The 25449-nt window shown below is 54.3% G+C and carries 17 protein-coding genes, 1 tRNA gene and 1 pseudogene; 4 read left to right on the forward strand and 15 right to left on the reverse strand.

Annotated features, from left to right (window positions below; genetic code table 11):
* Positions 1-38 precede the first annotated feature (38 nt).
* Complete coding sequence (locus tag F1728_RS18475) at positions 39-608, reverse strand: Uma2 family endonuclease (protein ID WP_155365325.1); 570 nt, start codon at positions 606-608, stop codon at positions 39-41.
* Positions 609-776: 168 nt separating this feature from the next.
* On the opposite strand from F1728_RS18475, the gene F1728_RS18480 reads away from it, so the two are divergent.
* The 3 genes from F1728_RS18480 (at position 777) to F1728_RS18490 (ending at position 2552) form a co-directional block, all read left to right on the forward strand.
* A complete protein-coding gene (locus F1728_RS18480) occupies positions 777-1271 on the forward strand; it encodes a GNAT family N-acetyltransferase (protein ID WP_155365326.1) in 495 nt (164 codons plus the stop codon).
* Between the two features lie 23 nt (positions 1272-1294).
* Positions 1295-2149 (forward strand): dTDP-4-dehydrorhamnose reductase, encoded by an 855-nt coding sequence (gene rfbD, locus F1728_RS18485; RefSeq protein WP_155365327.1) that lies wholly within the window; start codon positions 1295-1297, stop codon positions 2147-2149.
* Positions 2150-2463: 314 nt separating this feature from the next.
* Positions 2464-2552, forward strand: a tRNA-Ser gene (locus F1728_RS18490).
* A 97-nt stretch (positions 2553-2649) separates the two neighbouring features.
* On the opposite strand, the gene F1728_RS18495 is transcribed toward F1728_RS18490, so the two are convergent.
* The 8 genes from F1728_RS18495 to F1728_RS18530 all read right to left on the reverse strand — a co-directional run bounded on the left by F1728_RS18495 (position 2650) and on the right by F1728_RS18530 (position 10489).
* Positions 2650-3897 (reverse strand): BatD family protein, encoded by a 1248-nt coding sequence (locus F1728_RS18495; RefSeq protein WP_155365328.1) that lies wholly within the window; start codon positions 3895-3897, stop codon positions 2650-2652.
* Positions 3894-4481, reverse strand: coding sequence for a tetratricopeptide repeat protein (locus F1728_RS18500; RefSeq protein WP_155365329.1), 588 nt, complete (start codon positions 4479-4481; stop codon positions 3894-3896). Before F1728_RS18500 ends, F1728_RS18495 begins: the two co-directional genes overlap by 4 nt.
* Entirely contained in the window at positions 4478-5401 is a 924-nt protein-coding gene (locus F1728_RS18505; RefSeq protein WP_155365330.1) for a VWA domain-containing protein, read from the reverse strand. The genes F1728_RS18500 and F1728_RS18505 overlap by 4 nt, the downstream gene beginning before the upstream one ends.
* Entirely contained in the window at positions 5398-6435 is a 1038-nt protein-coding gene (locus F1728_RS18510) for a VWA domain-containing protein (RefSeq protein WP_155365331.1), read from the reverse strand. Before F1728_RS18510 ends, F1728_RS18505 begins: the two co-directional genes overlap by 4 nt.
* A gap of 3 nt (positions 6436-6438) precedes the next feature.
* Positions 6439-6906 carry a DUF4381 domain-containing protein gene (locus F1728_RS18515; RefSeq protein WP_155365332.1) on the reverse strand — a complete coding sequence of 156 codons (468 nt, stop codon included), beginning with the start codon at positions 6904-6906 and terminating at the stop codon, positions 6439-6441.
* Positions 6903-7823, reverse strand: coding sequence for a DUF58 domain-containing protein (locus F1728_RS18520; protein WP_155365333.1), 921 nt, complete (start codon positions 7821-7823; stop codon positions 6903-6905). Before F1728_RS18520 ends, F1728_RS18515 begins: the two co-directional genes overlap by 4 nt.
* 9 nt (positions 7824-7832) lie before the next feature.
* Entirely contained in the window at positions 7833-8792 is a 960-nt protein-coding gene (locus tag F1728_RS18525) for an AAA family ATPase (RefSeq protein ID WP_155365334.1), read from the reverse strand.
* Between the two features lie 125 nt (positions 8793-8917).
* Positions 8918-10489 (reverse strand): arylsulfatase, encoded by a 1572-nt coding sequence (locus F1728_RS18530; protein ID WP_228030231.1) that lies wholly within the window; start codon positions 10487-10489, stop codon positions 8918-8920.
* Positions 10490-10961: 472 nt separating this feature from the next.
* On the opposite strand from F1728_RS18530, the gene F1728_RS18535 reads away from it, so the two are divergent.
* On the forward strand, positions 10962-15263 hold the full coding sequence (locus F1728_RS18535) for a PAS domain S-box protein (protein ID WP_155365335.1): 4302 nt from the start codon (positions 10962-10964) through the stop codon (positions 15261-15263).
* 33 nt (positions 15264-15296) lie between these two features.
* On the opposite strand, the pseudogene F1728_RS18540 reads toward F1728_RS18535, so the two are convergent.
* The 6 genes and pseudogenes from F1728_RS18540 to nrfH all read right to left on the reverse strand — a co-directional run bounded on the left by F1728_RS18540 (position 15297) and on the right by nrfH (position 25306).
* Positions 15297-16886: pseudogene (locus F1728_RS18540) on the reverse strand (alkaline phosphatase D family protein).
* Between the two features lie 225 nt (positions 16887-17111).
* A complete protein-coding gene (locus F1728_RS18545) occupies positions 17112-18563 on the reverse strand; it encodes a DUF1501 domain-containing protein (RefSeq protein WP_155365336.1) in 1452 nt (483 codons plus the stop codon).
* 5 nt (positions 18564-18568) lie between these two features.
* On the reverse strand, positions 18569-21952 hold the full coding sequence (locus tag F1728_RS18550) for a PSD1 and planctomycete cytochrome C domain-containing protein (protein WP_155365337.1): 3384 nt from the start codon (positions 21950-21952) through the stop codon (positions 18569-18571).
* Positions 21953-21987: 35 nt separating this feature from the next.
* Entirely contained in the window at positions 21988-23235 is a 1248-nt protein-coding gene (locus F1728_RS18555; RefSeq protein WP_228030232.1) for a neutral/alkaline non-lysosomal ceramidase N-terminal domain-containing protein, read from the reverse strand.
* Positions 23236-23384: 149 nt separating this feature from the next.
* Positions 23385-24764, reverse strand: coding sequence for an ammonia-forming cytochrome c nitrite reductase subunit c552 (locus F1728_RS18560; protein WP_155365338.1), 1380 nt, complete (start codon positions 24762-24764; stop codon positions 23385-23387).
* Between the two features lie 41 nt (positions 24765-24805).
* On the reverse strand, positions 24806-25306 hold the full coding sequence (nrfH, locus tag F1728_RS18565; RefSeq protein WP_155365339.1) for a cytochrome c nitrite reductase small subunit: 501 nt from the start codon (positions 25304-25306) through the stop codon (positions 24806-24808).
* Positions 25307-25449: the final 143 nt, after the last annotated feature.

Here is a 25449-nt window from a genome sequence, read left to right on the forward strand (position 1 = left end):
GAAATGAAACGAATACTTACGGTCTCTCAGTTGTTAACTTACCACCAATCCGGTTCGGCAAACAAGTCTCGCACACTCATCGCGAAGTTCGGTAAAGAGTCTCCCCCCGTGATTTTGCCATTGATGTCAATCACTTCGCTGCCGCTCGCAGTTCGATATTCCAGCACTTCCTTTTCCGGGGGATCGATGACCCAGATCAGCGGCACCCCCCAGTTGACATAGTCATCAACATGCGCTTTCATCCCCGAGCGGCGCGGGTTGGTCGAGGCAATTTCTATGATGGCATCCGGTCGACGCTCCGTCATCGCCTTGTCTGTCTCATCAAATTGACCACCACTGTTATAGATGCTCACCGCAGGAAACCGCACCGTATCAGGATCGCGTTTGACGACCAGTCCCAGTTCGAAAGTCGCGGACCCTTCCCGCCGCTCATGCAGGTAGCGGGAGAGTACCTTCGAGATATTGAGCACAATCGTACCGTGCTCGATATCAGGAGCATCCAGATTAATGATCTGCCCCTGGTCCAGTTCGGTCCAGCGTCCGGAATCGGGGAGCTCGATTCGGGCATCCATAAATTGCTCAGCGGTATAAATCGCCGTATCGGACATTCAATATTTCCTGTCGGGCCGCATGGTTTTAGCGTCGAAAATGACTTGGAAAGTCAGTTTTTTCTACTCACCTTTCAATTTTCACCGCTACATCATAGCATACACGGGCACTCGACGTCAGTCACGATTCACAGTTTCGCCAACCCCTCATGAGTTTGATCGAGAGATATGAAAATCCGTCCCTATCAGCCCACCGATCTGGACATACTGAAAGCAATCACCGTCGAAGCCTTTCAGGGAGTCTCCATTGATCAGGGAATCGAACAGAAATACGGTTTGATTCAGGGACACGACTGGAAATGGCGCAAAGCCGGACACGTGGCAGCGGACGCCGATCGGGAACCCACAGGAATTTTTGTCGCCGAACTGGATGACAAAATCGTTGGCTACATTTCCACCTGGCATGATCCGGAAGCAGGCATCGGCTACATTCCCAACATGGCGTTTGTCCCGGAGTGCCGCGGACAGGGCATGGGACGCAAGCTCCTCGAATACGCCCTGGCACACTTTCGAGAGCTGGGTCTCTCCCTCGCAAAAATTGAAACACTGGAACAGAACGCCGTAGGCAATCATCTCTATACTTCACTCGGTTTTCAGGAGGTCGCCAGGCAGATTCACTTTGTGGCTCCGCTTAATTCCTCCGATTCCCAGTCATCAGCCTGATTCAGCAAAGGACGCGATTCAAGATGAAAATTACAGTCATTGGTTCACAGGGACAGCTGGGACAGGACCTCACTGCCCGTCTGGCGGGAGAAGGTCACGAGGTCTCCGGTTTGACTCATCAGCAGATTTCGATTGAAAATGCATCCAGTATCGCTGATGCCCTTACGCAGACGGCGCCCGAACTGGTGATCAACACCGCCGCCTATAACAAAGTGGATCTCGCGGAATCGGAACCGGAAGTCGCTTATGCAGTGAATGCACTCGGTCCCCGGAACCTGGCCCTCTACTGTCAGCAGCACCAGATCGCCCTGATGCAGATCAGTTCCGATTATGTCTTCGGGCTGGATCTGTCACGGGAGCAGGGTTACCGGGAACAGGATGCCCCCGGCCCCGTCAGTGCCTATGGTCTGAGTAAACTGGCAGGAGAGTATTTTGTCCGTGCACTCTGTCCTCAGCATTATGTCATTCGTACCTGTGGTCTGTATGGAAAAGCTGGCAAAACTGGAAATGGCAACTTTGTCGAAACCATGCTCAGGCTGGGACAGGAACGCGATTCCCTTTCGATCATTAACGATCAGTACTGCACACCCACCAGCACGCGCGATCTGTCCGAAGCACTCGCCAGACTGATCGCGACTGAGCAGTACGGCTTATACCACGTGACCAACCGCGGACAGACGACCTGGTATGAACTGGCACGGACCCTGTTCGAGATCGCCGGGATCGAAGTCGAAACGCAGCCCATCACCACCGAACAATATAACGCCGCAGCCGACCGCCCCCGATTTAGTGTCCTCGACTGCTCCCACCTCGAGCAGGTGACCCGGTTCGAGATTCCGGACTGGCAGACTGCGCTGGAGAATTACATTCGGTCTTAAACAGCAGGATGTGTAATTGTGATCAGTTTCAGAGTTGGCTTCCCTGCGCGAACCCGGGCTGTCCTGTGAGTGTCCAAACCGGTTCTCGCGATTATGGCTGGGATACCAGTTTCTCAGTTCAAGATCCCCTGCTTTCGCATCTCCAGGGGGCCGAAACTATTGCAGCTGAGAATTTGGTTTGATACACTCCCTCTTCCCGCGATGTTAATTTACGGAAGTCTCTGCATATTCAGAGCTTCAAACGTTGACATTCCACGGGAAAAACAGCATAAAGAGTGCTGAATCGGCTCTGTTTTCAGCAGCCGGTACAGTCAGGAGAGATGGCAGAGTGGCCGAATGCGCCGGTTTGCTAAACCGGTGAGCCGTGCAAACGGTTCCACGGGTTCGAATCCCGTTCTCTCCGTATTCAAATCTATGGTCGTTGTAAATACTTAGAAATAAGTGATTTGCGACGACCATTTTTTATTTGGTGACGGGCGCAGAATTGCCGCGATGTGCCTTCATTTCGGGTTCAGCGCCGGCAACGCACTCTGTTTCTTCCGACCAGACTTTTTGTCCGTTCTCCGATTCGCGCGAAAGGCTGCCGCCAGTCTCGCTCCCTGCCAGCCTGCCGACTGATTCACACCATACAACGTGCTCTGAAGTTCCTGCACCGCTGCTTTGAGTTCCGGGCTGATTGAAGCATCCGCTCCCCGGCAGTTCAACCAGATCTGCCAGGCTCTTTGAGTTGCATGAGGATCATTGGCCCGGCAACCGGCCAGCAGCTTTCGCGCGGCCACGCGCTCCGGTGAATTCCAGTGTTGTCCGATCCAGCGCAGGCCGTTCCTGATTCGTCTTCGTTGCCAGTACATAACAACCAGGCAAGTGCCGAGAACTGCCAACCTGATATAAATCGATTTCGGGGAAGCCTCTGCAGGAACATCTGTGACAGGAACGGCAGTCCCTTGCACTTCAAACGTCACCGCCGGCAGCGTCTGGGAGCCGAAGGCTTTCTTCTCCGGGTCCCACCACTGGTAGCGAATCGCCGGCAAGGTCCAGGTCCCCGCTTCCTGCAACTGATAGGTCAAGGTATCCACGCGCGTTCCGATGAAAGCACCACGCTCCGTCTTGTCACTCACCGTCGGCTGCCCCAGGTAGAGCCGCACCCCCGCAGGCACCGCTTCAGGGGGAGGCGCCAGTGCCATCCCGGTTACCTGGTCCGCCTCCTGGCTAATCGTCCGCTGAAACACGGCTCCTTGCGCGGCACTCCCCGGTTGGGGATCCCAGCGTTCCTTAAGTTTGAATGAGCCGGTGGTGACCAGAAAGTCCTGGGCAGAATTGCCCGGCGGTCGCTCGATTTTCACCTGGGCTGCGGGCACCTGCGCACTCTGATCGTGCACCGGTCCGGTAAAACCATCTTTATGACTGAACCGCACTGTGGACTCCGGGATCGTCACCGTTCCACTCTGTTGCGAGAACAGAGCAAAGTCATGCGTCTGCACGAACCAGGTCTTGCCCTCTATCTCTTCGGAAGACACCACCGGGCTACCCGTTTTAATAATCACCACCCGCGGAATCTCAGGCAGGGAAAACACCGCCGCCCCGGAAAACGAACCCGGTGCCCGCAACTGCACCGTAAAGGGAACCTGCTGCCCCACCCACCAGGTTTGCTCCTTGATCTGGATTGATGCCGGTTCCACTTCCGCAGCGACCAGTGTCCGCGTCAGTGAGTTCATCAGTAACAGCATCAGAAACAAAGAGACTCTCATTCCGCTGCTCCTTCCTGCTGCAGTGCAGACTGATATGCGAACTTGGAGCGGAGAAAGTCAGCTGGGTTCGTCTGCACGCGTCGCAACCAGATCGCCTGAACGGCGTTATCCGACGCCGCCTGCTCCCCGGTAATTTGAGTATCCTGTCCCCCGCGTTCTTTATTAAGGTCGAACACCACTTCGTCGGCACCTTCCTGCTGATCGCCGAGGTCGCCCCCTTGGGTTTCCCTCAGTTTCGCCCGGGCTTTTGCCAGCGCACGATTCTCCTCCGCCGCTTTCCAGTCCGGTCGCAGCTTCAACGCCCGTTCGTATTCCGCAATCGCCTGCTCATATTTCCCCAGCAGCATCCAGGCGTTCCCCACATTAAACCGCGCCTCGGGACTCGAACCCCGAGCAAAGGCCTGCGCCGCTTTTTCGAATTCTCCTGCCCGGTACCAGGCCGCCCCCTGCCAATCAGGATCCGTAAACACTTCTGCCGCCTGACGATATTGTTTGTCTCGAAACAGACGCTGCCCCCGCTGGTCCGGCGTCAGCCACCAGCCCGTCCACGATAAGGCAACGATCAACACCAGGGAGACTCTCATTGGACCTCCCTGCCGTTGAACTGTTTCTCACGACGGAACCCGGCCGCCACAATCACCGCCAGGAAAGGCACCAGCCAGTATCCCATTTCCTCCCAACGCTGATCTTCACCTGCCACTCCCACCACTGACTTCCGCTCGGCCGCTTTCGCGATCGCGGTCACATCAGCATCGTCCGGCGTCAGTTCCACCAGGGAGGCCTGTACCGCTTCAGCCGCCCGTTGCAAAGAAGGATCATTGCGCAGTGCTAGAAACTGAATCGGAAACGCACCGTTTTTCTGTCCCGCTTTGACCAGTGATGCAGCATCGTCTGTCACGCTGTCTGCTATCACCAGCACCGTTCCGCCCGCATCGCCCCCCTTCAGGATCTCATCCGCTTTCTCCAATGCCAGATCGAGCCGATCTCCGGGCTCAGGCATGATACCCGAACTGATCTGCGCCGCCATCTCGGCCACAATCGACGTATCCCGTGTGGGAGGCAACACCAGATGCGCCGACCCCGCGTAAGCAATCAGTCCCACCGGTTGTCCCTGGCGGATTCGAACCAGGTCGTCCACTTTCAATCGGGCCCGCTCAATTGCTGATGGCAGCGGATCCGGCTGATCCATGCTCTTGTCCGCTTTGAGCAGAATCATCAACGGCGCCGCATCGGCGGCAAATGGATTCGGTTTCTGTTTCCAGGTGGGCCCCGCTATCGCGATCACCGCCAGCAACCAACCGGCGAGTAACACCAGGGCCGAATAGTCCTGACGTGTCGAATTCCGCACGGTCATCGCCTGCAGCAGTTCAGGAGCGATCTGTTCGCGCCAGCCCCGCAGTGGCGTCGTATGCCGACGCCAGAGCCACCACAGTCCACCAATCAGTGGCAGCAGCCACAACCAGCCCGGTCGAATGAAATGCAACTGGCTGAAGGCCTCCATCATGACACCACCTCCAGTTGACCGCTCGCCGGGTTCACCCGCACTTCCGCCGACGTCTGTTTCATAGAGGGCTCCCTGCGGGCACGTAAGACCACCAGCGTCTTCTCCAGTAGCGACAGGAACAGCGCCGCCATCAGAAAATAATAATACAGATCCCGCCGCGGTCGATGACTGATCGTCTTCACTTCTCGTGTTTCGATCTGGTCCAGTTCCTGGTAAATCTGCTCCAGCTGCTTCCGGTCGCCGGCAAAGAAATAAGATCCGTGGGCCACCCGGGCCACCTCTTTCAATGTCTCGGTGTCCAGCTTGTCTTCACCGGCGGTCGTCGGATCCCCTATCGCCACGGTATGAATCCGGATCTCCCGCTGGGCAGCAATCCGCGCAGCCTCGACAGGCGGAACCTGGCTTTTGGTATCGTTTCCATCCGTCAGCGCAATGATGGTTTTGGCGGGAACCTTACTCTCCTGAAACAGGTTCACCCCCAGCCCGATCGCATCACCAAAGGCAGTCTGCGGCCCCGCCATCCCCACCTGGCATTCATCGAGCAGTGTCCGCACCAGCGAAAGATCAGTCGAAAAGGGCGCCTGCAGATAGGGGGCGGAGCCAAACACCACCAGTCCCACCCGGTCCCCCTTCCTGCGAACCAGGAAATCACCGAGCACCTCTTTCACTGCTTCCAGCCGTGTGATCGCCTTACCGGCCGGGTTGACGAAATCCTTCTCGTCCATCGAACTCGACAGATCGACCAGCAGCAGCAGATCGCGGGTCGGCTCCTCTTTCACCACAGGCGGCTCGATCCATTGCGGACGTGCCAGTCCACACAGTACCAGCCCCCAGATCAGCGCCGGCACCAGCAGTTGGCGTGACTGCCTGACCGCAGTAGTCACGGGCGCCTGGTTCCGCATCACAGCCGTCAGTCGCTCCCCAAAGGGAACCCGCACCGCGACCCCACTCGATTCCCGGGCCGGGAGAAAATATCTCACCAGCCAGGGCACCGGCAGTAAAGCGAAGATCCAGGGATAAGCAAAGGCAAACATGTTTTATCTTGATTCCCTCTGCTGCAGTTCGGGAAATCGATGTTGTTGAATCCAGCTGGCGGCGTACTGTTTCAGTCCCTCTATCTCACCCGGTGAACCATCGTAAACGCCCACCGTCAATTGCCAGGAAATCTGCTCGTCCATCGCGACAGGTGCGTGCGCCGCCAGCCACCCGGGCCAGGCGGCTCCGGTCTGCGCTGCGACTTCCGCGCGAGGAACCAGCATCAGCGCCGTGCGTCTTAACAGTTCCGATACTTCTAATATCGAATGTACCTGTTCCAGTTCCCGCAGTGCCTGACGACGATAGCGATTCGCCTCCCAGTGTCGCCAACCCCGGTACGACAGATACAGCACCAGCCCTGCCAGTGCTGCTAGCACCACGTACCAGCCGGGCGCCGGTGGCCACCAGGGAATTGCATCCGGCAGCACAATGTCATGCATCCGGTCCAGGCTGGTTGCGTCGTTTTTCATGAGGGTCGCGCCCTGTGTCCCAGCAGAGAAAGCACCTGTTGGCCTGCCGGCAGTGACGTAGAAACAGGCATCACGGGCACCTTCAGATTACGAAATATTTTCTGCCATTCATCCACACGGTCCTGGAAGGCCTGTCGAAACTGGTCTGTAAAGGCAGCGTGACTGGGAATTTCCCACAGCTCCCCCCGATCGGCTGCCAGCATGCCCGGTGCCCCGGACAGCGTCGCCCCCAGCGGATCATAAACGGCGGCCACCAGCATATCATTGCGGGTGGAAATCAAAGTCGAAAGCCGACGCGTTTCCGCATCCGCACCATCCAGGTCACTGATCAGGACCACGAGGTAGTCATGTGTCGCCAGATGCAGGGCCTTCTCCAGCGCGTCGTTTAACGTGACGCTTCCTTCCGCACGCTGGTCGGAAGCCAGCCGCTGGTTCATGTTGACGATCTCATGAAACAGCCGCAGCACACGTGTCCGGCTGCGGTGCGGTCGGATCTCCACGACTTCGCTTTCGTTGAATACCAGCCCCCCGACGCGGTCTCCCACTTCGAGAGAACGCCAGGCCCCTAGGGCCGCCAGTTCTGCCGCCACGACCGATTTCATCGCCCGCCGCGATCCGAAAAACATGGGTAGCCGCTGATCCACTACAAACAGCACCGGCCGTTCCCGCTCTTCACTGAAGACCCGCACGTGTGGCGAACGAAGTCGAGCCGTCGCCCTCCAGTCGATCGAACGGACGTCGTCTCCTTCGTGATAGTGCCGCAGCTCCTCGAACGTCAGCCCCCGCCCCCGCAGACGCGAAGCATGTCGCCCCGCCAGCAACGAAGTGACCGGCTGCCGTGGCAGCAGCGAAAAGCCGCGCGCTTCGGCCTTCATTAGAATCAGTTTTTCGAGCGTAATCGAAACAGCAGCACTCATCGGCTGACCTCAGACGGCAACGACCGTTTTCAGAAGTTCTTCAATCACATCAGTCCGGGAGACTCCCTCCGCCTCGGCTTCGTAGCTCAGATGTACCCGATGTGCCAGGCATGCCGGTGCAACCGCACGGATGTTGTCCGGCGAGACAAAGTCCTGGTTGTTCAGCCAGGCATGTGCCCGTGCAGCCGCATCCAGGGCAATCGTTCCCCGCGGACTGGCCCCCAGGCGAATCCAGCTGGCCAGTTTCCCCTCCCGTCGCTCCGGGTTGCGCGTGGCCAGTACCAGATCGACGATATACTGTTCTGCCGCTTCCGCCACGTGGATCTCAAAAATCTGCTTCCGCGCCTCGAAGATCACGTCCTGCGAAATGGGAACCGGTAACTTTTTTACTGCCGCCGCTTTTTCCTGACGTACCAGCCGCATGATGGCCAGCTCATTCTCACCGATGGGATAATCCACATTCACATAGAGCAGAAACCGGTCCATCTGTGCCTCGGGCAGCGGGTAAGTCCCTTCCTGTTCGATTGGGTTTTGGGTCGCCAGCACCAGAAACAGATTCGGTAGTCGATGTGTCTTGCCCGCCACCGTGACCTGGCGTTCCTCCATCGCTTCCAAGAGTGAGGACTGCACTTTCGCCGGGGCACGATTGATCTCATCCGCCAGGACCAGGTTTCCGAACACCGGGCCCTGCTGAAACTCGAACGTCGCGTTCTGTTCGCGGTAGATTTCCGAGCCCGTCACATCCGAAGGCAGCAGGTCCGGGGTAAACTGCACACGACTGAAATGGCTTTCGATGAGACTCGACAGCGTTTTGATTGATCGCGTTTTCGCTGTGCCGGGTAAGCCTTCCAACAACACATGGCCGTCCGCCAGAAGAGCAATCAGCAGCCTTTCCACGACAGGTTCCTGCCCCAGAATAGCGGCATTCATCGCTGTTGAAATTTGCAGAATCGATTCACGCGGATTCATGCACGTTCCTTCAATCAGAGTCTGGCAGCATCCTGGATGCTACTCGCTGGCGAAGAAAACAAAGCGGAGCGATCCAATCGGCCGCTCCGCTTTGATTATAAACTCCACAGTAAGAAACGCGAGCTTTATTGGGCCCCGCCAGTCCCTTCCTGCAGCTTTCTCGTCACTTCATCCAGGTTGAATGTGGAAGGCTTTTGACGCGGTGGAAAATCCTTGAACGTTTCCAGGAAATTGGCCGCGTATTGCTGAGCCGGAACGAGCAGGAAAGCATGGTCCATCAACCAGTCATAGTACGTATTCGATGTGATATCGGCCTGTTCATAAGGATCAGCCCGTAGATCGAAAATCTTGGGAACGCGCAGTGGCGTGAAAGGCTCAGACCAGACTTTAAGCGTCCCCCGGGCACGCTGTTCCAGGAAGACCATTTTCCAGTTCTCGAATCGCAGGCCTACCAGCTGGCTGTCATCATTGAAGTAGAAAAACGAATTTCTTGGCGACTCTTTTTCTTTACCCGTCAGGTAGGGCAGGATATTGTACCCGTCCAGATGAACCTTGTAGGTCTTATTCCCTGCACGATGACCTTTCAGTAGTTCCTCTTTGATATTGCTCTCACCGGCAGCCGCCATCAGAGTCGGCAGCCAGTCCATCCCACTGACAATCTCATTGGAGACAGAGCCAGCTTTGATTTTGCCGGGCCAGCGCATCACGCAAGGCACCCGGAAAGCACCTTCCCAGTTCGAGTTCTTCTCATTGCGGAAGGGGCTCAGTCCCGCATCGGGCCAGGAGTTTTTATGCGGCCCGTTGTCGGTTGTGTAGATCACGATCGTATTGTCTGTAATCCCCAGTTCGTCCAGCTTCTTGAGCAGATTTCCTACCTGGTTGTCGTGCTCAATCATTCCGTCTGCATATTCCGTCCGTGAGGTCAGACCCGGCTGATCACGATTTTCTGCCTTAACGTGAGTCCGGTAATGCATCCGGGTTGAATTCCACCAGCAGAAGAAAGGCTTTTCTGCTTTGACCTGGCGTTCGATGAAATCGATGGCGGCAGTGGAAGTTTCTTCATCTACTGTTTCCATTCGCTTTTTCGTCAGGGGGCCGGTGTCCTCAATTTTGCCGTCCGCACTGGATTTGATCACACCCCGCGGACCAAATTTCTTGCGGAATTCCGGATCCCGCGGATAGTTGCGGTTTTCGGGTTCTTCCTCTGCATTCAGGTGATAGAGGTTACCTAAAAACTCATCGAATCCATGATTCGTCGGCAGGAATTCATCCTTGTCCCCCAGGTGGTTTTTCCCGAACTGCCCGGTCGCATAGCCCAGTGGCTTCAACAATTCCGCCAGGGTCGGATCTTCAGGACGCAGCCCCAGGTCCGCACCAGGCAGGCCCACTTTCGACAGGCCGGTCCGGTAACTGCACTGCCCGGTAATGAACGTCGAGCGTCCTGCCGTACAGCTCTGCTCGGCATAATAGTCGGTAAAGATCACCCCTTCCCGGGCGATTCGATCGATGTTGGGCGTGCGGTAACCCACCAGTCCCATCGTGTAGGCGGAAACATTGGTCTGACCGATGTCGTCCCCGAAAATGACCAGAATATTCGGCTTTTTCCTGGTTGAACTGTTCTGCTGGGCAAAAGTTTGAGTCACCAGCGTGGCACAGATCAATAAAGCCATTGATCCCCAGCGGCATAAACTCTTCATGGCGGATTCTCCCTGAGATGAATGAGATTGGTAAATGCCTCAAGTGCAAGTTCGCAGAACTGATCTTGAAAATCAATCTTGAAGACAGGCCCGTTGTCGTGAACTCGAATGAGATGTACAGGTATGTCTTATTCTAGACAGATCATTTAATAATACCAATGAAAATTCGATGAATCACAAAACCTGAAGCGCAGGAGCAAAATCTGGTCTTTAGTAGAAATTGCAGGGGAATTCCTCAGGCAGATTGCTGAGAAACTGTGGCAGCAGAAAAATTCAACAGAATCCTATCAGCAGACATAACTGTCATGGGTTTCATGTTTTCTGTTTTTGTCGTCTCCGCTTAAGTTCAAAGACGAAAGTATGTGGTAGGTATCCGCGTTGCGATTTGATATTACTTACAACCTGCACCATGAAATCTGCAACGGGACAAATTATCTGTCGTCAGTCGTCTGTTTCTCCCTGATTTTCTGCCATGCCTATTTTTCGTTCTGATTCAGGTATCGATGACGCGGACTATGTCCATGTTGAGTATTCCGGGTGGAAAAAAGTTGCTCATTCACCTTACCTGCAGGCAGGCCTCGCCAGTTTAGTACTGATTGTGGTACTGTCTTTATTTCAGAAACCGTCACTCCTGCCGCAGACCGCTTCCGCATCCGTAACTGAGAGACATCTGCAACAGGCTGTCAGTCAACTTCAGGTTCAGACGGCGGAAATTGTCAAACACCTGCTGTTGTTGAGTAACCCGGAGCAGGCTGCCAGCAGCTATCAGAGACTGGACGAATTATTAAATCAGTGGAATACACAGCACCATCAGCTCAGTCAGACGTTCAAAGACTCTGCTCCCGCTGCCGCGAAGCTTGATAGCCAAATTACCCCGCTCTTTGAACAGATTACATCAGATGTTCTTAAAGTATTATCAGGACAACAGAGTCCCGAGGCCATGTTGCCTCTGGTTCTCACCAGCGAGCAGAAACTGATGCCCCTGCTGGTGGAGTTTCAGTCTGTCTTACCTGATGCTGACCAGGGGCAGACAGGCCATGCGGCTTCTGTTTCCCATCACTGGTTTTTCTGGCTGGTATTGCCAGTCACAGCCTATGCAGCCAGTTTCTATCTGTTGACCTGTGTCCGAAAGCGACAGGACAGCCTGGACCAGAGAGAAACGGATCTCGATTTACGCACACAGAATCTGAAAAGTAATCAATCCCAACTGGCTGCGTCCATCTCGGCTTCATTTCATGAAACCTGGTCCTGGACAAAGCAGACCAATGAATTCTGGTGTTCGGAGTCATTCTGGCGCGTGTTTGGCTACACCGCAGAGTCAGAGTTCCCCCTCGCTCAGTATGAAGTATTTCTCAATCATCTAGGGGCGGGAAACAGAGAATCCTGGGAATCAGCGATCGAGAGACATTTACAGGAAGGTAAACCAATCGATCTGAAAGTTCGCACCCGGAATCAGCTGGGGTTCTCCCGCTGGGTGCGAATTCAGGCTCAGGCCTTGAACGGAGAACGGGAGGAGCAGCGGACACTGATTGGGACCGTCGAGGACATTCATGATTATCAGCTGACGAAGTTACAACTCAACCAGAGTGAAAAACTGTTATCGCGTGTTGGTGAAGTTGCCAGGATCGGCGGTTGGCACCTGGATCTCGAAACGCGGGAACTGTTTTGGACTCAGGAGACGTATGCGATCCATGAAGTCGAGCCCGGATATCGTCCTTCCATCGAGACTGCGTACAGCTTTTATGCACCTGAGGCACGTCCCGTTTTGCAAAATGCGCTGGAACGATCGATCGAAACCGGGCAGTCCTGGGATCTCAAGCTCCCCTTCATTACAGCGAAAGGGCGACATATCTGGGTGAGAGCTCAGGGGGAACTGGAATACGAACAGGGGAACCCCGTACGCCTGGTGGGGGCTTTTCAGGATATTACCGAAGAAAAGCAGCGCGAAGCGGATTTTCTACTCCTCCAGTATGACGAATACACTTCGCGTGCGCATCTGGATGGCGTCATCCGGGCGGCTACGGAAGTCTCCATCATTGCCACCGACCCCAAGGGGATTATCACGCTTTTCAGTCCCGGAGCCGAGCAGTTGCTGGGGTATTCAGCCAGGGAAATGATTGGCATTCAGACTCCCGAATCTTTTCATCTTGCAGAAGAAATTGAAGAACATGCCCGGGAATTGACTACTGCACTCGGACGTAAGATTGAAAATTTTGAAACCTTTATCGCACTGGCGCAACAGGGAGATTCTGACAAGCGTGAATGGACCTATGTCTGTAAAGACGGCAGCCATCGAACCGTTGAACTGACGGTGACAGCGATTCGCGATCAGTATCAGCAGATCGAAGGCTTCCTTGGAGTCGGCATCGACGTCACTCTGCAGAAACAGAACGAAAAACAACTGTCGCGACTGGCAACGGCAGTCAGTAAGTCGACGAATGGTGTCGTGATCACGGATGCCCAGGGGCGTGTGGAATGGGTCAATGACAGGTTTACGCGGATCACAGGCTATGGTCTCGAAGAGGTCATGGGCCAGAGACCGGGGGGCATGCTTCAGGGAGAGAAAACCGATCCCCAGGTCATCGAGTACATGTCGCGAAAGATTCGCGAGGGAGAGAGTTTCGAAACAGAAGTGATTAACTATCACAAGTCAGGAGCAGAATACTGGGTTCATCTCAAGGTTGATCCGATCCTGGACGCCGATGGTAAACTGACCGGTTTCATGGCCATCGAAAATGATATTACCGAGCGCAAACAGGCAGAACAGGAACTGCTGGACAGCCGGGAGAAGATCCGCCGCCTGATTGATGCCCTGCCGGTCGCTGCATACACCTGTGATACCGAGGGACTGATTACCTATTACAATCAGGCAGCAGCCGAATTCTGGGGTCGGGAACCAAAGATCGAAAATCCGGAGGACCGTTTCTGTGGTTCGTTCAGATTATTCGGCACTGATGGAAGTCCGATTCCGCATGAGAAATGCTGGATGGCGCTTGCTCTGGAAACTGGGAAAACTCTTCACGGGGGTGAGATCGTAGTTGAGTCCGAGGACGGGAGTCGCAAGACCGCACTCGCACATGTCAGCCCGCTATTCAATTTCGAGGGGGAACTCACTGGTGCGGTCAATGTGCTCGTAGATATTTCCGATCGTATTGCTTTGGAGAAGTCTCTCAGAGAAGCAACTGTGCGGTTGGAACTCTGTCTGAAAGTGCTGGATCAGCATGCGATTGTGGCCGAAACCGATTTGAATGGTACTATCCGTCATGTGAATGAAATGTTCTGTAAAGTCAGTGGATATACCGAAGCGGAAACGATCGGGCAGACTCACAGCATCGTCAATTCCGGCACGCATTCTCGGGAATTCTGGAAAGAGGTGTTTCGCACCATTGCTTCAGAAGGGATGTGGCAGGGGGAAATCTGTAATCGGCGTAAAAATGGTGAACCCTACTGGGTCGATACGACAATCGCGACGATGAAAGACGGGGAAGGAACTCCCACAGGCTATCTCGCGATTCGTAATGACATCACCGAACTCAAACAGGCACAGGAAGCAGCGCTGGCGGCTTCTCAAAGTAAAAGTGAATTCCTGGCAAACATGAGTCACGAAATTCGCACGCCGCTGACTGCGATTCTGGGATATGCCGACCTGCTGAAAAATGATTCTGAATTTTCAACGTCACCGCGAAAACGGGATCAGGCAGTGAATACCATCCAGGAGGCGGGCAATCATCTGCTGACGGTCATCAACGACATTCTGGATCTCTCCAAGATTGAAGCCCAGAAAGTGCAGCTCGATTACACAACGACCCAGGTGTTCCATATTCTGGACCATATCGAGAGCTTGTTGCGTCCCCCGGCAACGGAAAAGGGAGTTGAGATGGTGACACGGATTCAGAATCCAATTCCCGATCTCATTAAAAGCGATCCCACCCGACTGCGTCAGATCCTGATGAATCTGGTCGGTAATGCTGTCAAATTTACCGAGCAGGGACAGATTCAACTCATTGTAGAACTGTCTCAGCAGGGCGAGACAGCGTTTCTGCAATTTGATATCCGGGATACCGGCCCCGGCATGTCCTCCGCACAGGCAGAGAAAATTTTCAACGCCTTTTCCCAGGCCGATACCTCGGTCACTCGCCAGCATGGAGGAACAGGACTGGGGCTGGTGATTTCACGGAAACTGGCCCGACTGATGAACGGAGAGGTCTCGCTCGTCTGGACTGAGGAAGGCACCGGAACCTGTTTTCGACTGCTACTTCCCATAGAGACCGTCGCCGAAACCAGATATATCACCAGTCGTTTGCAGGACGACCCCGAACAGACTGAGCATCAAACGTCACCCGCAATACACTCTCTTCCTGCAGGTACTCGTATTCTGCTCGCTGAAGATGGTCCCGACAATCAGCGACTGATTTCCTTCCTGCTCAAGAAGAAAGGGGCCGAAGTCGATGTCGCCGACAACGGAGCGATTGCATTGCGCAAGTTCCAGGAAGCAGAACAGGCAGGACAACCTTTCCAGCTTCTGCTGACAGACATGCAGATGCCTGAAATGGATGGATACACTCTGGCCAGCACGCTTCGTGCTGCAGGCGCAGGGCTACCCATCGTAGCACTCACCGCGCACGCCATGGCCGAAGATCGACAGAAGTGCCTCGACGCAGGTTGCGATGATTACCTCAGTAAACCAGTCAACAGCAAAGTGCTCGCGAAAACGCTTCTGCACTGGATTACACAGCAGACGCCGACTGAGACCGAGCCTCCTTCGGTGCTCTGATCTCAGTCGAATGTCAGCATGTGGATTGTGGTCTTAAGTCGGTTGTGCTCCCGGAGTACCCGCTTCGACGACGAATGCAGCCCGCGGAGTGACATGTCCCCCGGGACGGGTAACATCATCCACAACCATGTACTCGCTGGTCCAGTCTTTAGGAGTCACTGTGCAGCGGACATAGCCGCGTTCGGAGTTCTGGAACTGCACACAGGGGTTGTGTGAGAGAATGTCAGCGTGCCCTTTTCGTTTCTCTACACCGTTCCCACCACTGCTGATAGAGGTTCCAACAAATTCGGTCGCCACGACAGGTGATTCCGGCTTGCGGTCATCCACGCGCAGATTATTCACCCAGTTGGAATGAATGTCACCTGTTAACACTACCGGATTGGGGACGCGGCGATCAGCCATGAATTGCAGCAACTGCATCCGTTCATAGGCACTGCCGGGCCACTGGTCCATGGAATAGACCCGCTCTTCGTTTTTCGAAGAGAAACTCACCATGCCCATCATCACCTGCTGGGCCAGAACGTTCCAGGTCGCATTTGAGCTGATCAACTGGGACTGCAGCCAGTTCCGCTGTGGACCACCCAGCAGTGAGTTACTGCGTGCCATAGCTGATTGATTCAACGGAGATTTTTTATCCCCATTCGGCTGATCGGAACGATACTGGCGCGTATCCAGCACAAAGAAATCTGCCAGTCGTCCAAAACCACCCTGGCGATAGAGCTGCATATGCGGTCCCTGAGGCAGGCAACCAGGTCTCAGCGGCATCATTTCGTAGTATGCCTGGTAAGCGTTGGCCCGTCTGAGCAGATAGTCAATCGGGTCGGCATCCAGTTCTTCGGAAACATCAGCGGCACAGTTATTATCAAATTCATGGTCATCCCAGGTTACAAACCAGGGACATTTTGCATGCATGTTGTGCAGCAATGGATCGGCGCGGTACTGGGAGTGGCGAATTCGGTAGTCGCCCAGTGATTCGATCTCGGGACCAAAGTGTGTGCGGATCTTGCCGTTTCTGCCAGACTGATATTCGTAGATGTAATCGCCCAGGTGGAAGACCAGGTCGAGGTCGTCCTGGGCCATCTGTTCGTAGGCGGTAAACAGTCCCTGTTCATAGTTCTGACAGCTGGCGAATGCAAATTTCAGTTGGTCCGGCATCGCGGTGGTTTCAGGCATTGTCCGCGTGCGTCCCACAGGACTGACGGCATCGCCTGCCCGGAAACGATACCAGTACCAGTGATCGGGTTTCAGGCCTTTCGCTTCCACGTGCACGGAATGCCCGAGCTGTGGAGTTGCCTAGGCTGTACCTGATGCTACCAGCTTCTGAAAGCCTTCGTCTTCCGCCAGTTCCCAATTGACTTCAATCGGCTGGGGACCTAACCCGCCGTGGGGCTGCAGTGGTTCGGGAGCGAGGCGGGTCCATAAAATCACACTGGTCGAGTCCGGGTCGCCGGAAGCGACACCCAGCGTGAATGGATCTTTCTGGAAAACGGGAGAGGGATTCGCCCAACTGGCCCGACCCAGTAAAGGAAGAGTCGACAGCGCTGCACCATAGGAAAGAAAGAGACGACGGCTGATACCGTTCTCTGCTTTAACTGCTTCATTAAGCCGTTTGTAATCAAACATATGTAATATACCTGTTTCAGTGGAACTGGCGGGTGGGATTTATTTGAATGTGTCTGCGTTGAGCACGCGTTATGGGAACGGCAGATGCGACGGTGGATTTACCGTGGACGGCCTTCCGGGATGGATACACTGATTTTAAAGTCTCTGAGAGGGGCCCGGCAACTCAAGAGTCATTGAAAACAGATTCGAATCTGACATTTAACTGGAACTTCATGGATCGCTACTTTAACTCAATATCTCCTGGATTACATGTCCGTGCACATCGGTCAAACGGTGGTCACGGCCCCCATGTCGAAACGTCAGTGCTTCATGATCCAGTCCCAGTTGATGCAGAATCGTCGCATGGATGTCATGAATCGACAGTGGGTGTTCGACGACCGCATTCCCGAATTCGTCGGTCTCTCCGAATGTGATTCCCGGTTTAAAGCCACCACCGGCCAGAAACAGACTGTAACCGTTGACATGATGGTCGCGACCACAGGTAGGTGTGACTTTCGGCGTATGGGGAGTCCGTCCCATTTCACCTGCCCAGACAACCAGCGTTTCATCGAGTAGACCACGTCGTTTCAGATCGACAATCAGCGCCGCCACGGACTGTTCTGTAATCCGCGCATTCTTCTCATGGTTTTTCTTGAGCTGCCCATGCTGATCCCAGGGACTGTTATTGCTGTCGAAACTGGGACACGTGATCTCCACAAATCGGACTCCCGCTTCGACAAGCCGCCGGGCCCGCAGTGCCTGGGTTGCGTAGTAGTGCTGATGTTCGTCGGTCGAATCAACGCCATACTCGCGCTGGATGTAAGCAGGCTCCTGACTGATGTCGGAGACTTCGGGAATCAGGGTCTGCATCCGAAACGCGGTTTCGTAGTTGGCGATCGCACTCTCAATGGGTGAAGCTGCAGAGGCTTTGTCCGCAAAGATCTGGTCCTGTGCAGCCAGCAGTTCCAGCTTGCGCTGTTGCAGCGATAGTGAATCACCGGGCCGGATGTTATCCACGGGGACGCCTTTCGCACGTAACTGCGTTGCCTGATGTGTAGCGGGGAGAAACGAACTGCCAAAGTTTTCCAGGCCTCCATTCGGTACCCAGTCGTTATTCAACACGACGTAGGCGGGAAGATTTTGGTTCTCGGTACCCAGTCCATAAGAAACCCAGGCCCCCATGCTCGGTGCCTGTCCGATGATCCGCCCCGTGTGCAACAACAGATTCTGTTGACCATGTAAGGGCAGTTCTCCCACCATGGAACGTACAACACATAGTTCGTCAGCCACTTGAGCCAGCTGCGGAAACAGATCGCTGACCCAGAGACCGCTCTCACCCCGTTGTCGGAATTTCCAGGGACTTCCCAGCCAGACCCGACCAGCACTCGATTGAGATCGCTTGGAAACGGCCCCTGCCCCGATTGGTTTCCCTTCATGCGTTTTTAATGCCGGCTTGGGATCGAATGTATCCACGTGACTGGGCCCGCCATCCATGAAACAAAAGATGACATTTTTGACACGCGGCGTATGGTGGGGCGGCGTTGATTGCGGTGCTGCCTGCAATCGACTCTGCTCACCCAGCAGACCCGCCAGCGCCAACCAGCCAAAGCCGGCACTCGTCTGCTTGAGGAAGCCACGGCGGGAATTGACGGGCAATGCCCCGGGGCAGCGACTGTTGCTGAATGATGAGCTCTGCATATCAGTTACCGGTAATAAATAAATTCTTTGGTATTAAACATGGCGTGAGCCACATGCCGCCAGACTTCGGGATTCTGCAGCAACCCGCTCTGCTCACGCGTCCCTCCCAGTTCTTCAATCAACGCTGTCCAGCGTTTGACTTCACTCGCTTCGGGATGGCGTCCATAGGCAGTCAGAAACATCTGCTGTAACCGTTGTTCCACTGTTTCACTTGAATCCGTAATCAGACGCTTCGACCATTCCTCTGCCTGACTGATGACAAACGGATCGTTCATCAGAATCAAGGCCTGGTTAGGGACATTAGTGACATCTCGTTTGCCGGTGGGGAGTTTTAAATCCGGTAAATTAAAGCCAACCAGAAACCGGGGAGGATCCATGATCGACATCCGCAGATAAATCGAGCGCCGCCCTGCACCATCCAGGTGGCCATCGAACAGTCGTTTCGCAGGATCGGGTTTTGATCGGGGCACTTCAATCGGCCGACCATACAACCGTCGGTCCAGACTGCCTGATACCGTCAGCAGCGAATCGCGAATCGCCTCAGCCTCTAGTCGACGGGTCGGGTAGTGATGCCATAAATGGTTGTCTGCATCGATGTCTTTAGACTGTTCAGACACGGTTCCCGACTGTTGAAACGCTCGTGTCAGCACCAGCCTGCGTACCAGGCGTCTGGTTGACCAGCCATCTGCCATGAATTCCTGCGCCAGATAGTCCAGCAGTTCCGGATGCATGGGTTGCTCACCCAGGTGCCCGAAGTCATTGGGGGTTCGTACAAGTCCCTCTCCAAAAACCCACTGCCAGACCCGGTTCACATAGACTCGTGCGGTCAGAGGATGTTCCGGACTGACCAGGTACTCTGCCAGTTCCAGTCGACCACTGCCCGGGCTCTGAGGAACCTGATGTCGTCCGGCAAAGACTTCCAGAAAGTCAGGCGGAATCAGTTTTCCGGGATCATCAACATTCCCCCGGATATTGAGTGGATACGAAAATTCGGTCAAACCACGTTCATCCATACTGTTCGCGGTGTGAGCAAACTGGATTTGCGACTCGATGTGGCGGTACTCAGTGACCAGTTGCTTGAGACGCGAACTCATGTCAACATGATTATCCAGCAGTCGGTTTTTCAGCAGCCAGTTGATCAACGTGACGTCACCATCATTCGGTTGATCCTGACACCAGCGTTTCACGCTTCCGGTCAACCAGACTGCGATCCGCTGGCTGGCCTCAAACTGATTTTTTGGAACGGTCTGATCATATAGTGTAGCGAAGTGAGCCTGCTCATCCGCGGGTGTTCCCGGTTGGTCATGGCTGACAATTTCCGTCACACTGAACCAGCTCCGTTTATCAAAACCAAAATCCTCCGCAGGCAGCAGCTTGCCGCCGGCCCGGGTTTTTCCTGTCCGGGGTGGAAAATCGGGATTCAGATCGCTGGTTGCGATTTCAAACATCATCCGCTGAATCCCATTCACCAGCGGACGATCAGCAAAGGTCTGCCAGGCTGGCTCGCTTCGATCAAAAAAGATCACATTCTCAGTTTGAAATGCATTGTCCGGTGTGCGGAGAAAACCGCTCCACTCACCGCCAGCCACATTCAGGCTGACTATCTCTCCCGGCAGCTCTCGCTCAGACGGTGGTCGGATCGCCCCCGGTAATTTGGAGGAGAGTGCATGTGTGTGATATCCCCGGGGCAGCAGTTGCTGGATCAGTTGCTCTCCCTCCAAGGAGACTAAAGGTGTCCCTTCCGTGACATATCCAAAACGAATGCCGTCTCCTTCGACCTGCCAGCCTTCAGGAAAACCAGGTTTTGAGAAGTCAGTCAGTACCTTAAAGCGTTCTTTGTTCTGTTGGCGATGTGTTTCACTGGCAGTGCGCCAGGCTGCCTGCAGTTGTTCCCAGTTTGTTTTGATTTCAGCTGGCGTGGAGAATTTCAACAGTTGATTAGCCGGCCAGGCGATGTCCCCTGTTTTTAATTTGACGGACTTCTGTTCTTTTTCTGTAGTCAATCCGAGTGCTTCGCGCCAGATACGGGAACGGTAGTCCTCAGCAGAGGGATTGAGGGCTGTCGCCAGCTCCGAGGTGAACTGCTCGGCCTGCTGACTCCAGACCTGTTTTAAATCCTGTTGGATTTCATTTCGAAGTGTATGTAACTGCCCGATCAGTACATCCTGTTTACCCGGGGCATCAATCACGCGTGATGTCCAGCGGGGAGTCATGAAGACTGCTGCCATCGCGTAGTAGTCGCGTTGGGAAATGGCGTCCAGCTTATGATCGTGACAGCGGGCGCAGGCAACAGTACTCGCCAGAAACGCTTTTGAGAAGGCGTCAATCTTATTGTTGACCATCTCCTGGTGAATGCCGTTAAAATTGATGCTGTCGCCGTGGCGATGTTCGCCCATATGGTAGAACATCGGGCCGATCAGGCTTTCTTGAAATCCGATCTGCCGATTAATCCGTGGTTCCGATAACAGGTCGCCCGCAATCTGCTCACGCACCAGTTGATCATAGCCCACATCCTGGTTGAATGCGCGAATCAGATAATCGCGATACTCCCAGGAACCCTTGGCCGGGTTATCCCATTCGTAACCGTAAGTGTCCGTGTATCGCACGACGTCCATCCAGTGCCGGGCAAATCGCTCCCCATAATGAGGCAAAGCCAGCAGCCGGTCTACCAGTCCCTCGTAGGCAGCCTGACGATCCTGTTTTGCTGCTGAGACGAACGCCTCGACTTCTTCAGGTGTGGGAGGCAGTCCCGTTAATACGAACGAAAGTCGCCTGATGAGAGTTCGCGGACTCGCAGTTTTGGCAGGTTGTAAATGTGACTGCTGCAACTTCTCTAACAGAAAACGATCTAAGGGCCGTTCAGACCAGTCATTGCCCGCCACGACGGGAGGCGTAACCTTCTGCAGTGGTTGCAGACTCCACCACTGACGTCGTTTTTCGAAGATCGCTTTCCAGGAGAGCGAGGCGGCCTCATCGACGCTCGGCGGTTGATCGCGGGAGTCCGGTGCTCCCAGCTCCACCCACTTGACAAAGTCGGCAATGACCTCCCCAGGCAGCTTCTTGCCCGGCGGCATCTCAAATGATTCATGTCGGAGCGCATCGAGCAACAGGCTTTGCCCGGTCTGATGCGGAACCACCGCAGCGCCTGATTCTCCCCCACTGCGAATCGCCTCACGACTGTCAACTCGCAGTCCCCCTTTGATGTCTGTGGTTGCTGCAGAATGACATTCGTAACAATGCTCAATCAGCACCGGTCGGATTTTATTCTCGAACAGTTCCAGACCGGGAGTAGGCTTCTCGGCCTTCACAACACTGGTGACGGTCAGCGACAACAGAATCAGACTGAGCGTCGTGACTCTCTGTGAAATTGTTCTGCAGGCTGGGTACATGCAGTTCTCTCCCGAAGGAATTGACTGATGTCGGTTTACTTTGATTCCTGGGTTGACAGGCTTTCGTTGAGTTCGAGTACCTTTCCGATGATGCGTTCTTCCACATCGGGTTTATAGGGACGACTCGCTTCGTAGCCCCCCTCCAGCAGCACTCGTTTACTGGGAATGTAACCGGAATAGACGTTCGAATAACCGGCGACCCAGACCGCGGGACCCTCTTCCTCATACAGTTCCTGTTTGATACGCAGGGCATAATCGATGACGACCTCCGTACCCAAAGCCACCAGCGTCAGATCCTTCCCAAACTGTATCACCTGCACCGGGTAATCCCAGGGCTCCCGCTTCTTCTCGGGCAGGTACTCCAGTTCGACAGTGCCGTAGGCGGCTTTCAGCGGACCATGCAACTTGTGCTGATGCAGCAGACTCCGCTGGTTGACCTCCAGGGCAGCCTCGACCGCGGTTGCCAGTGAGCGTCCATGTTTCTGAGCATAGTGCAGCTCGCTACGGGGATATGGATTCTGGTCACCGCCACAGCCCATCATAAACAGGGCTGTAACACCGGGGTGATCTTTCTCAAAATATTCCTGTGCGAAACCGGCATAGTCTCCCAGCCATTTGCGGAAGCCCATCGTCGTATTGTGACAGGCGTAACCGAACATGACTGCTTTCAGGTTCCCCTCAGCATCATCGACCCGCAGAACGGGGACCTGATGATCCACGCGTCCATCGGGATTGGGATGATTACGATATCCGGTCGCGGTTGGCGTGCGGCGGTTCATAGCAACAGAACAGCGGGCCGCAGACCAGCTGAGTTGTGCCGGTTGCAGGTTTTCAATCGCCTGTCCAATGGTTTTTACCAGTGTTGTTGATAGCTGGTCATAATATTCCTGGGCGTCATCGCGGCCGTAGGCCGGACCGCAATGCGTATGTGAAGCATTCATAAGCAGCGCTGCAGGATCGAGTTTATATTTATCCTGCACCTGGCTGGTCACATCACTTCTCAGACGATCGATCACACCGATCAGGTCGAGTGTCAGAAAGACCACCCGATTTCCCTGCTGATCCTCTACCGCGAGGGCTTTCGCATACAGATCCTGTTCGGTGCCTTCTGCCGGTTCTTTCCGTCCCGCATAGCCCGCCATCTTTAAAGGTTTGTCAGGCGTGATCTTCGCGGAAGCGGCCCCTGCCTTCCATTCCAGAGTCTTCTGAGTTGCGGATTCACCAGCGGCAGCCAGTGGAGAAAGCATGAAAACAAGCACGAGGCAGAGCGAGAGTCGATACATGCTGATCGTTTCCTGGTATCAGGTGAGGGCTGGTGCGATCTGAGCTGGGGCTGATCGCGGAGTGATAGATACCTTCGATGGTACCCGGCACATATCAGCCAATCAACATGCGTTGTGCGATTTTGATAAATAAGATTTAGAAATGTGATTCAGTCTTGTGCGGCCTGATGCAGCACATTCTGTCCTTTGCGGGAGTAGTTGATCGACTCGCCCAGAATCCGGGCTGCCTCCTGGCCTGCATGGAAACCGGAGGAGTTTTCGGCTTCGACATAGTCGACGTAGAAGGTGGCTTTGCGTTGCCACTGTTGCGCTTCCTTGAGCTTCTCAGCAGAGATTCCTTTCTTCTTCGCAGCGTTAATGTCATTCACCAGATCGATCACACTGTCCAGAGCAACTTCCACCAGTTTCTGATGGCGAGCCTGTATCATTTCAGTGCGGGCAATCATCTCTTTGTCGTCTGCTTTATGACAAGTGCCACAAGAGGCATTCACATTCAGTAACGGACTGCGAATATGATGATCACTGATCTTCATTGCTCCCACCCGTTTATACGCCATATGACAATCCGCGCAACTGACGCCGGCCCGCGCATGAATGCCCTGTGACCAGAGCTCGAATTCCGGATGCTGAGCTTTCAGCATCGGCGCTTCTGTTTCCGCGTGCGTCCAGTCTTTGAAGTTTTCTTCTTCGTAATACTCGTAAGCGGCATCGACCGTCAGACCTTTCGCCCAGGGATAGGTCAGCCGTTTTTTATCCCCTTTGAAATAGTATTCCACGTGACATTGTCCACAGATATAAGAACGCATTTCCTGCCGCGTGGCGTCACGGTTGACGTCATAGTCTTCGATTCCCTGTGAGGCTTTATAGGCGGCGATGCCTTCCATGAACGCGGGGCGGGTGATTCTCAGAGCCATCGTTTCCGGTTCGTGACAGTCAATACAGGCCACGGGATGCTTTACATGGTCTTTGGCCTGCATGTAGGGCATGGTGTTGAGTTTCTCAAAACCTGCCATGATGTCCCCATCTCCGAGTTCCTTCATCGGGACGTACGTGGAAGCATGGCAGTGGATGCAGGTCCCGGGCTGACCGACTTTCTGGCGTTCGGTATAGAGCTGATCGGTCAGCATAAAGGCATGTCCGCGTTTTTCGCGATAATCTTTGGAAAAGGCATACCCGGCCCACATCTGTTTCAGTTGAGGAATACGTTCCAGTTTACTCCGTGAAACAAAGTCGCGCGGGTCGGCATCGGTCGGTGCCTGAGGAATCGCCTCACTCCCGCCGTAAGTTGTCTGCACCATGTCGGCTGTTTTCAGATAATCATCGTATTGCAGTGGAAAGTTTTTCCCCCAGACTGCGGGATCAGTGGTATTATCATCGATCTCAACCACCCGCATGACCGTTGTACGGGCTTCCTGTTTGCGTTCGAAAATATTCGTCAGCAATGCCACCACCCCAAAACAGAGGGCTGCAGAGATAACAGCCACCAGTAACAGAGTGGACAGTGAGATTTGTCTGGTAGACTTATTCATAATACGGTTCCACGTAATCGGGATATCAAATCAGATTTGACTCAGGTATCGTGCCCCACACTGGAGTGACAGCGAATACACGCATTGGATTCCAGTCGTTCGGTCTTGTCGTTTTGCAATTCGCCAATCGCGTTTATGTCGATCTGGTGCACAAGATCCTGGTGGCAGTTTCGACAGGCCTGCTCAGTAACACGTCGGTTGTAATCGGTAATTCTCAGATTCTCTTCGAAGTCACCCGTTGTGAACGCCAGCGAATGGAAAAAGCCGTTCCGTGCCTTGCAGTAATACTTCGAGGCAACACCGTCGTGCGGTGCGTGACAATCGTTGCAGCCCGCGAATTTCCCATGCGATGATTTCAGCCAGGCATCAAAGTGTCCCTGCATTACATGACAGTTCGCACAGGACTGGGAATCGGATTTGAGATAAGAGGCACCTTGTGCGTAGCCGAATGTGAATGTACCGATGCCCACGAGCCCACCGATCAGGATGGCAATCACAATCAGCAATACCGTGGTCAGACGGGGGCGGGTTAGCTTTTTCATGACGGAGCGGAGTCGTGAAATGAACAGTTGAAACAGATGGCGTCAGCTGAAGTTCAGTGTCGCGGGATTATCTCAAATTGCAAGTGGTATTTGAAATTTCTTTACAAATCAACACTTACGTGCATTTCACAAGAAAAATGAAT

This window comes from Gimesia benthica (assembly GCF_009720525.1).
In the GTDB taxonomy this organism is placed as follows: domain Bacteria; phylum Planctomycetota; class Planctomycetia; order Planctomycetales; family Planctomycetaceae; genus Gimesia; species Gimesia benthica.